This is a genomic window from Leptospira ainlahdjerensis (genome assembly GCF_016919175.1).
In the GTDB taxonomy this organism is placed as follows: Bacteria; Spirochaetota; Leptospiria; order Leptospirales; family Leptospiraceae; genus Leptospira; species Leptospira ainlahdjerensis.
Window position 1 is genome coordinate 1 of sequence record NZ_JAFFPU010000001.1, and the last position, 8,602, is coordinate 8,602.

Consider the following 8,602-nt stretch of genomic DNA (forward strand, 5'->3'; position numbering starts at 1 on the left):
TTTTCACCGCTCGCCGCGGAAGGTGTTTATCCTGACAGTGTTCCTTCTGCGGGAATTCTTACCGGCATTGGAAGAATCTGCGGTGTGGATTGTGTGATCGTCGCCAACGACGCGACCGTAAAAGGGGGAACTTATTATCCTCTTACCGTTAAAAAACATATTCGTGCACAAGAGATTGCTCTGCAGAATTCTTTACCTTGTATTTATCTCGTCGATTCCGGAGGAGCCTTTCTTCCGATGCAAGACGAAGTTTTTCCGGACAAAGAACATTTTGGAAAAATCTTTTATAACCAAGCGAATCTTTCCGCTCTGAAAATTCCTCAGATCTCCGTTGTGATGGGAAGTTGTACCGCGGGAGGCGCGTATATTCCCGCGATGTCCGACGAATCAGTAATCGTAAAAGGAAACGGAACGATCTTTCTCGGAGGACCACCTCTTGTAAAAGCTGCGACGGGAGAAATTGTAACTCCCGAAGAATTGGGCGGAGCCCTCGTTCACAGTACGATTTCCGGAGTTACGGATCACTACGCGGAAGACGACGCGCACGCGATCGAGATCACAAGGAACATCGTTTCCACGTTGCATCACGCTGGAAATTCTTCTCAAAAAGGCGGAATCAGTTGGGAAGAACCCTTGTATCCTTCGGAAGAAATTTACGGAATCATTCAGAAGGACGTTCGTAAGTCTTATGACGTTAGGGAAATTATCGCGCGAGTCGTGGACGGTTCCCGTTTTCAAGAATTCAAAAAGTATTACGGAACGACTCTTGTTACCGGATTTGCAAAGATCTATGGAAAGATGGTCGGGATCATCGCAAACAACGGAGTTTTGTTCAGCGAAAGCGCGCTCAAGGCTTCTCACTTTATCGAACTTTGTAATCAAAGAGGAGTTCCACTTTTATTTCTTCAAAACATCACCGGGTTTATGGTAGGAAAGAAATATGAGAATTCCGGGATCGCTAAAGACGGTGCGAAGATGGTAAACGCGGTTTCTACTTCGATCGTTCCTAAATATTCAGTTGTGATCGGAGGTTCTTATGGAGCCGGAAATTACGGAATGTGCGGTCGAGCATTCAATCCTAGATTCTTATGGATGTGGCCCAATTCCAGAATTTCAGTGATGGGTGGTGAACAAGCCGCTAACGTGCTTCTTACCGTAAAAATGGAACAGTTGGAAAAGGAAGGAAAGAAAATGACTGATTCGGAGCAAATGTTATTTCGAAAACCGATTTTGGATGATTATGAAAGTCGTTCTTCTTGTATCTATTCTTCCGCGAGATTGTGGGACGACGGTGTGATCGATCCGGCTAAGACGAGAGAAATTTTAGGAATTGCTCTCTACGCGGATCATTCTAAAAGACCTGAACATCCTAAGTATGGAATTTTCAGAATGTAGAAAAAATTGCTTTCAAATTATAGATCCGGATTTATCTATTTCACTAATTTATTCCGGAATCTTCATGCAATTAAGAAATTATTTCCTTATTCTTCTCTCTTTGTGTTTTTTTCCTTGGAGTTTGATGGGAGAATCGATCATTCTCAAAGACGGTACGATCCTCAAAGGTCGAGTTGTGTCTCAGAATGCGCAAACCGTAGTCATTCAAACTGAGGATGGAAAAAAACAGGAATTTTCTAAGATTCGAATTCTTAAAATTGTTTATAAAGACGTTTCGCAAGCGGAAGCCTTAAAGATCCAAAAAGAGGAAGAAGCAAAACTAGCGGAAAAAGAACAAAAGAAAAAAGAACAAGAAGATAAGAAAAAAATAGAAGAAGAACTTTCAAAGAAGAATAAGGAAGAAACCGAAAAACAAAATAAGGCGGAAGCGGAAGCAAAACTCGCCGAGGCAAATCAGAAAGAGAAAGAACGTCTTGCTCGCATTCAACAAAAGGGTTTGGCGCCTTGGAGTGTTGCCTGGAGATCCGCTGTCCTTCCCGGTTGGGGTCAATGGACGGATGAAAGAAAGAAGCCCGCGATCGTCTATTCGGCTCTATTTTTCAGCTCCCTCTTTCTGGTCTATCGTCAGAATCAGATCTATAAAAACTCGGTGAAAGATCTGAATCATATCAATAATCCTTATGAAACTTTCATTCCCCCTCCGACATTTTCGGATCCCGTTGCACTTTATATTTATAGCCAGCCCTTTGAAGAGCAGAGGGATCGGGTCAATGAAAATTACCACAAGCTTCAACTCTCGATTACTTTTGCGGTTCTTGTGTACGCGGTAAATATTTTCGACGCCTACTTCTTTCACCCTCGCTTTGGAAAATCAGTGAGCAATCATTTGATCTTGGATTACAATCCAATGGCTCGATTGGATTCCACATATACTTCCAATTCCGCTTTCTTAGGGATAGAAACCTTTTGGAAATTTGGATACCGTTTTTCTCTAGAATAGAAGCAGTTTTTAGAATTTCTCAGCATCCTTTTCAGAGAAAAAGCAAAATCGATAAAAATGCTTAAGAAATGAGCAGAATGGGGTACTTTTTCATTTTTGAGAATTGCTGAAGATCGGGAAAGTTCCGGAGTTCCGACCTCAGCTCTCCTTTTGCCGCGGAAAAACGTAGGAACTCCCGCTTTTACGCAACAAAAGCGACCTTTTAGAATTCTTAATTTATTATTCTCCTGGTACCAATCTTGCATCAGTGTATGCAAATTGATTTGGGATGAGAATGATTATGAATTGGACCAAGAGACTACTCTTATTGCTCACTCTGCTTCTTCCATTTGTCCTTTTCGGACAAGAAGCAACTGCTCCCGCGGCGGCAACACCCGTAGCGGATAAAGGAGACACTGCTTGGATGCTCGTCGCATCTGCGTTTGTGTTTTTTATGATTCCCGGACTCGCGCTTTTCTACGGCGGTCTTGTAAGATCTAAGAACGTACTCTCTACCATGATGCACAGTTTTGTCGCCATTCTGGTATTGACCATCCAATGGACCGTTTTCGGATATAGTTTTGCATTTTCCGGAACCAACCCTTATTTCGGGAACTTTGATCTTGCTTTCCTCAACGGAATCGATGAGAATTCTTTAGAATTAACGATTCCAAAATACGTTCACTTTCTCTTCCAAGGAATGTTTGCTCTGATCACTCCCGCTCTGATTTCCGGAGCGATTGCAGAAAGAGTAAAATTCGGCGGATATATCGCTTTTATTCTCCTCTGGTCTACTCTCGTTTATGATCCGGTCGCGCACTGGGTTTGGGCGGCTGACGGCTGGTTGTTTAAAATGAGCGCTCTGGATTTCGCGGGGGGAACCGTGGTTCACTTAATCTCCGGTATCGCGGGACTTGCAGCGGCGATCGTTCTCGGAAAGAGAAAGGGAGAAGGCCCGGCGTTGATCGCGCCAAACAACCTTACTTACACTTTGATCGGTGCCGGTCTTCTTTGGTTTGGTTGGTTCGGATTTAACGCAGGTTCCGGTTTGGCAGTGAATGGTATCGCCGCAAGGGCATTCTTAGTAACTCTGATCGCACCCGCTGCGGCTGGAGTCGCTTGGTTGGTAATCGAATACGCTCATACTAGAAAAGCTACTGCTCTTGGAGCCGCTTCCGGAATCGTCGCAGGTCTTGTCGTGATCACACCTGCTTCCGGATTTGTCGGAGTTCAAGGAGCTCTTATCATGGGATTTCTTGTGAGCCCCGTATGTTACGGCGCGATTCTTTTAAAAGGGAAACTTGGCTACGATGATAGTTTGGACGCTTTTGGTATTCACGGTGTGGGTGGTGCGTTAGGTGCGATTTTAACCGGGGTGTTCACACTTTCTCTCGGAGCTGGTGTCGCGAGCAGAGGTGATCAAATTCTGGTTCAGGTAATCAGTGTTGTCGCCACCGCAGCCTATTCCTTTATCGTCTCCGTTATCCTTGTGTTCTTAATCGATAAGACTATCGGATTCCGTATCTCCGAAGAGAAGGAAATTGCCGGTCTGGATTTAGAAATCCACGGTGAAAAAGGTTACGAGATTTAATTTAAGTTACTGAAGAATTTTAATAAGGAGATTATATGAAATTAATCGTTGCTATCATTCAGCCGCATAAACTTGAAGAGGTTAAGGCGGAATTGACTAAGAATGAGATTTATAGACTTACCGTGAGCGACGTTCAAGGTTACGGTCAGCAAAAAGGAAAGACCGAAGTTTTCCGCGGACACGAATATCAAGTGAACCTTCTCAGAAAAGTTCGTTTGGAAATTGCGGTAAACGACGAATTCGTGAAACCGACTGTGGATGCGATTCTGAAGGCGGCAAAAACCGGAGACGGAAAAATCGGAGACGGAAAGATTTTTATCACCCCTCTCGAAGACGTGATACGCATCAGAACCGGAGAAAGAGGAAGTTCGGCGATCTGATTTTCTTTTGAATCAAGAATGAAAAGCCGGGATAAAACCCGGCTTTGTTTTTTTCATTTTTAGGATGATGAACTTAGCACGCATTTTCACCTTAAAAAGAGAGAGGCTTCTAAAGTGGTAGTGGTTTGAATTTTTTAGAATTCGAATCTTTTTACTTTGTAAGAATTACGAATCTTTCCTTTCCGGAAAGATCCTTTTCCACCTTACCATTCGACCAGCCTTTTCCGATCGATTCCGAAACCAGAACATTCGCCAAGGATGGGAGAGTTTCCATATAAAATTTTCCGTTTTGATTGAGATAAGCATGCGCTTTTTCGACGAGGCTTGTCAGGAATTCTTTCGGATTTTCAAGAAATAGGGCGAGATGAGGTTCGTAGTCGACGACGTCTTTCATCATCGTTCCTTTGTCGGAGTTCGGGATGTAAGGAGGATTGGTTGCGATCAGATCGAATTTGGATTCTCGAGGAATGGAAGAAAATAAATCACTTTCAAAAAAACGAATGTAGTTTAGATCTCCCAAAATTTGAATCGTATTCTTCTCTGCAACGTCGAGCGCTTTTTTTGAAATATCGCTGATCGAAACGGTCCATTCTCTTTTCGCCGCCTTGAGGCTGATTCCGATACAACCGCTTCCGGTGCAAAGATCCAAGACGTTGATTTCCTGGGGAATTTCTCTAAAATCCAGGAGAATTTTTTCCACGAGTTCTTCGGTTTCCGGTCTCGGAATTAAAACGTCCTCATTTACGTAAAACACGGAATTGTAGAATGCTTTTTGTCCAGTGATGTAAGCGGTCGGTTTGTTTTTTGAGCGTTCCAGAATTCTTTCTCTATACGCGTCTTTCTCAGTTTCGTTTAACAATCGTTCGAAGTTCACATACAATTTCACTCTCTGGAGATTTAAGAGATCGGCCAGAAGAATTTCGGCGTCCAAGCGAGCGCTGGAAATTTCTTTCTTCTTTAAGAATTCCTCCGATTTTTTGAGGAGGGAGAGAATGGAATCTGGGTGTTGCATAGTAGAGCCGTGTCCTAATTCACAAAATCGGTCTAAACTTCAAGAGAGATCCCGTCGGAAATACGACAAGTCCGCCGTGAAAATCGCGCGCCCCACCCTGATTTTGGGTGGTGGGGAGTGGCGGCGGGAAAACTCGGGTGACTTTGCTCTATCATAAAATCATAATTTTGCAAGTAAAAAGGTTCCCCTCTCCTTTTGTCGGAATTCCGACAAAGATTCCAAAAGAAATCCGGTTGATTCGAAATCAGGTTCCGACTTTTGCGGGTAAGGAAACTATGATTTTGTGCGGTGGCAGGATTCAATACGACGTTCTTGAAGAATTTTTTCGCGGTAAAACTCGGAAAGTTTTTCTCTATCATAAAATTGTAATTTTCTAAGCGCAAGGCCTTTTGTATTTTTTGGAATTCCTACAAAAACCGTTCTTTAAAATCGTCGGAATTCGGTTATTCACTTCGACTCTACACGAAGATCTTTGTAAAGTATGGAGCTGGTGCCCCCGAGAGGATTCGAACCTCCGACCAAAAGTTTAGGAAACTTCTGCTCTGTCCACCTGAGCTACGGGAGCGTTTAAGAATTCGGTTTCCGTTTTTGTGAGACTATTCTCTGAAAGTCAGCGATGTTGTGTATAACAATTTTGTCTTCGTAGAGTTCGATTTTTCCGCTCTTGGAAAGAGTGTTGAGAACCTTTTGAACTTCTCCGACAGGTTGAGCGCACCATTCCGCGACGTCGTGCTGGGAAACGTTCAGAACGATTTCCTTAAAGTCACTGTGTGCGTGCATCTTTTCATAGAGCATCAAAAAGACGTCGGCAACTTTTCCTTGAATATCGTCCATGAGGAGAATCAAAAGTCTTCTTTTGGCGTCGTTGATTCTTACGGAAAAAATGGTGAGAATTTTGAGGGCCAACATAGGATTCTTCGTCATCAACAATTCGAAGTTGGCGCGGTTAAAGTTCAGAACTTTTACTTCCGAAATCGCGATGGCGGTCGCGGATCGAGGTTGTTCTTCCAGAATCGCCATTTCTCCGAAAATATCCCCTTGCTCGAGGATATCCAAAGTTTTGATTAAGTAGTCTTCTTTTTTCGTGGGATTGGGGACGGTCTTTACGATCTTTACTTTTCCGGATTGGATTAGATAAAAATCGTTCCCGGGTTCGTTTTCGCAAAAGATAATTTGATTCGGATCATAAGTTTGACCGAATTTGGAAAACATGGATTCGAGCATCATATCCATATCAGGTGCTCATCTCCTTTGCTTTCAGTCTGGATTTCTGAGAAATGCTGTCTTTTTCGGGCGGAAGTAAGGCCACTTTTCCATAGAGCATTCTGGCTCTTTGGCGATCTCCCTGAAGTTCGGAGATTTCCGCCAAATGAAAGAGAGACTCTTTGATCGATTCTCCCGAAGGATATTTTTTGATATAAGTCGAAAAGGAAGAATTCGCGTTATCCAGATCGTTTGTCTTCATCAGACAGATGCCGAGTTGAAACAGAGAATTCTCCACCAACTTCTTCTCGGAATCGAATTTGAAATCAGTTCTGTTGAGAAGGTCTTTGTAGATGATCATTGCGTCGTTGTGTTTTCCCACGTTGACAAGAGTGTGAGCCCGATTGTAAAGCGAGGTGATGGAATTGTCTACGCCTTGCGTGACCGAAGATTTTTCCACGGCGGGCTTCATGATGTTCTGAAGGGTTTCCTGTGAAACTCGGTTTCCACCTTCGTAAACGAGAGGAGGCATGTTGAGAGGGAAAGGGCTTCCTCTTCTCGCGAGTTCTAAAAGTTCAGTCGCGCGACCGGAATACGCAGTCCCCGGATAATGTTGTAAATATTTTTCAAACGCATATACTGCGTGCGGAAGATTGTTATTTTTATAAAATACTTCGGCGACGTTCATCAGTTCAAAAGAAGGATTTCTGGTGTCGGATTGTCCCAGAATCTCCTTCAATTTTTTGTGGACCTGTCGGAGCTGGCTGGAAAAAACTTTCATCATTTTTAAAATGAGGTGGGTCTTTTCTGCCACGAATTGTTCAAACTCGTTCGGTTTAAACACGAGGATGGTGGCGTTGCCTATGACTTGTGCGGTCTCTTCTCTGGGATACTTTCCTAGGGCGGATTTGACTCCGAAGAATTCTCCGATTCGGACGTCTTCTTTGACTTCTTGTCCGGTGTCTAAGGCCGGAAATGTCAGGATGACGCGCCCATTTCTCAGGACGTAAATATCCTCCGCTTTATCCTTTTCAAAATAAATGATGGATCCGCCTTTATAATTTCTGATGATCGGACCGGCCAAATGATTACCTACTCAAAGTTATCAAATTCTTTCTGTGCGGGGAAAAATGCCAAATCCTTTTTATAACCAAGGGAGACGGCAAGCGATTCCAGGAGTTTTCCTGGAGAACCTGTTAAATACTTATCGGCGTCGTGGATTCGAATTCTCTCAACGTTGGCACCGGATTCTTCAAAAAAAGATTCTAAACTCGCGTCTCCGTAAACGGGAACTCCGTCTCGAAGGACGAGACGAATGCTGTTTAGGTCGGATTCGCAGAGATTCAAATAGGGATCCTCGGAATTTCGAGAAACGATCACCAAATCGGCTTTTTTTCCGACTTCGATGCTTCCGATTTCCTTTTCGACTCGAAACGCTCTGGCGGGGTTGGTGGTGACCATTTCAAAAAGAATTTTGGGTGAAAGGTCTTCTCCGTATTCGCTCTGATAGAATTTTCTCGCGGCCCGAATTTCTTCCAGAAGATTCAAAGAGCCGCATAAACTGGAATCGGTTCCCAGAGAGACGTTCACCTTGTGTTTGATAAGATCTCGAACGTCGGTTGTTCTTTCGTATAGAAATAAATTTGCTTCGGGACACCAAACCAGATGAGCCTTTTTTTCCGCGATGAGCGCGATGTCGGATTCGGATAAAACAACTCCGTGAACGAGAACTGTATAATCGCTCAAACACCCCATCTTACTCAAGGCTTTTAAAGAATCTCTTGACTCCGAATCGAATCCTTCCGCGATCCGAGTGATATAAGGAATACCGTCCTTTAGAGCTTTTGCATATTCTTCTTTGGGTCCTTCTCCCCAATTTAAAGAATACGTACAAATACTATGTGAAAGAGAGTAACGATTGAGAATTCTCACGGGAACCGATTCTACAAAAGGATCCTGAACGAAGTGTGGGATATGATCTTGAACGCTTGTAACGCCCGAGATCAGATTCTTAAAAGAACCGAGCTGATAGAGTTGTTCCG

The 8,602-nt window shown here is 43.5% G+C and carries 8 protein-coding genes and 1 tRNA gene; 4 read left to right on the forward strand and 5 right to left on the reverse strand.

Features of this window, described 5'->3' with window-relative positions; all coding sequences use genetic code 11:
- The 4 genes from JWG45_RS00005 to JWG45_RS00020 form a co-directional block, all read left to right on the forward strand.
- The coding region (locus JWG45_RS00005) for a carboxyl transferase domain-containing protein (RefSeq protein ID WP_205277759.1) at positions 1 to 1,395 on the forward strand (1,395 nt) is incomplete at its 5' end.
- A gap of 64 nt (positions 1,396 to 1,459) precedes the next feature.
- On the forward strand, positions 1,460 to 2,395 hold the full coding sequence (locus tag JWG45_RS00010; RefSeq protein WP_205277760.1) for an LA_0442/LA_0875 N-terminal domain-containing protein: 936 nt from the start codon (positions 1,460 to 1,462) through the stop codon (positions 2,393 to 2,395).
- A gap of 280 nt (positions 2,396 to 2,675) precedes the next feature.
- Positions 2,676 to 3,965 (forward strand): ammonium transporter, encoded by a 1,290-nt coding sequence (locus JWG45_RS00015; RefSeq protein WP_205277761.1) that lies wholly within the window; start codon positions 2,676 to 2,678, stop codon positions 3,963 to 3,965.
- A 35-nt stretch (positions 3,966 to 4,000) separates the two neighbouring features.
- On the forward strand, positions 4,001 to 4,345 hold the full coding sequence (locus tag JWG45_RS00020) for a P-II family nitrogen regulator (protein ID WP_002619748.1): 345 nt from the start codon (positions 4,001 to 4,003) through the stop codon (positions 4,343 to 4,345).
- A 151-nt stretch (positions 4,346 to 4,496) separates the two neighbouring features.
- On the opposite strand, the gene prmC is transcribed toward JWG45_RS00020, so the two are convergent.
- The 5 genes from prmC to JWG45_RS00045 form a co-directional block, all read right to left on the reverse strand.
- Entirely contained in the window at positions 4,497 to 5,357 is an 861-nt protein-coding gene (gene prmC, locus JWG45_RS00025) for a peptide chain release factor N(5)-glutamine methyltransferase (protein WP_205277762.1), read from the reverse strand.
- A 488-nt stretch (positions 5,358 to 5,845) separates the two neighbouring features.
- A tRNA-Arg gene (locus JWG45_RS00030) sits at positions 5,846 to 5,922 on the reverse strand.
- Positions 5,923 to 5,924: 2 nt separating this feature from the next.
- Positions 5,925 to 6,590 (reverse strand): Crp/Fnr family transcriptional regulator, encoded by a 666-nt coding sequence (locus tag JWG45_RS00035; RefSeq protein WP_069606021.1) that lies wholly within the window; start codon positions 6,588 to 6,590, stop codon positions 5,925 to 5,927.
- 1 nt (position 6,591) lies between these two features.
- The gene (locus JWG45_RS00040; RefSeq protein ID WP_205277763.1) at positions 6,592 to 7,644 is read right to left on the reverse strand and encodes a tetratricopeptide repeat protein; all 1,053 of its coding nucleotides are present in this window, start codon (positions 7,642 to 7,644) and stop codon (positions 6,592 to 6,594) included.
- A gap of 8 nt (positions 7,645 to 7,652) precedes the next feature.
- Positions 7,653 to 8,602: amidohydrolase family protein (locus tag JWG45_RS00045; protein ID WP_205277764.1), on the reverse strand; the 950-nt coding region annotated here is incomplete at its 5' end.

Excerpts from the sequence above, each read along its gene's own strand:
- JWG45_RS00010 (WP_205277760.1), top strand. The coding sequence starts at position 1,460 with ATGCAATTAAGAAATTATTTCCTTATTCTTCTCTCTTTGTGTTTTTTT.
- JWG45_RS00015 (WP_205277761.1), top strand. The coding sequence starts at position 2,676 with ATGAATTGGACCAAGAGACTACTCTTATTGCTCACTCTGCTTCTTCCA.
- JWG45_RS00020 (WP_002619748.1), top strand. The coding sequence starts at position 4,001 with ATGAAATTAATCGTTGCTATCATTCAGCCGCATAAACTTGAAGAGGTT.
- prmC (WP_205277762.1), bottom strand. The coding sequence starts at position 5,357 with ATGCAACACCCAGATTCCATTCTCTCCCTCCTCAAAAAATCGGAGGAA.
- JWG45_RS00035 (WP_069606021.1), bottom strand. The coding sequence starts at position 6,590 with ATGGATATGATGCTCGAATCCATGTTTTCCAAATTCGGTCAAACTTAT.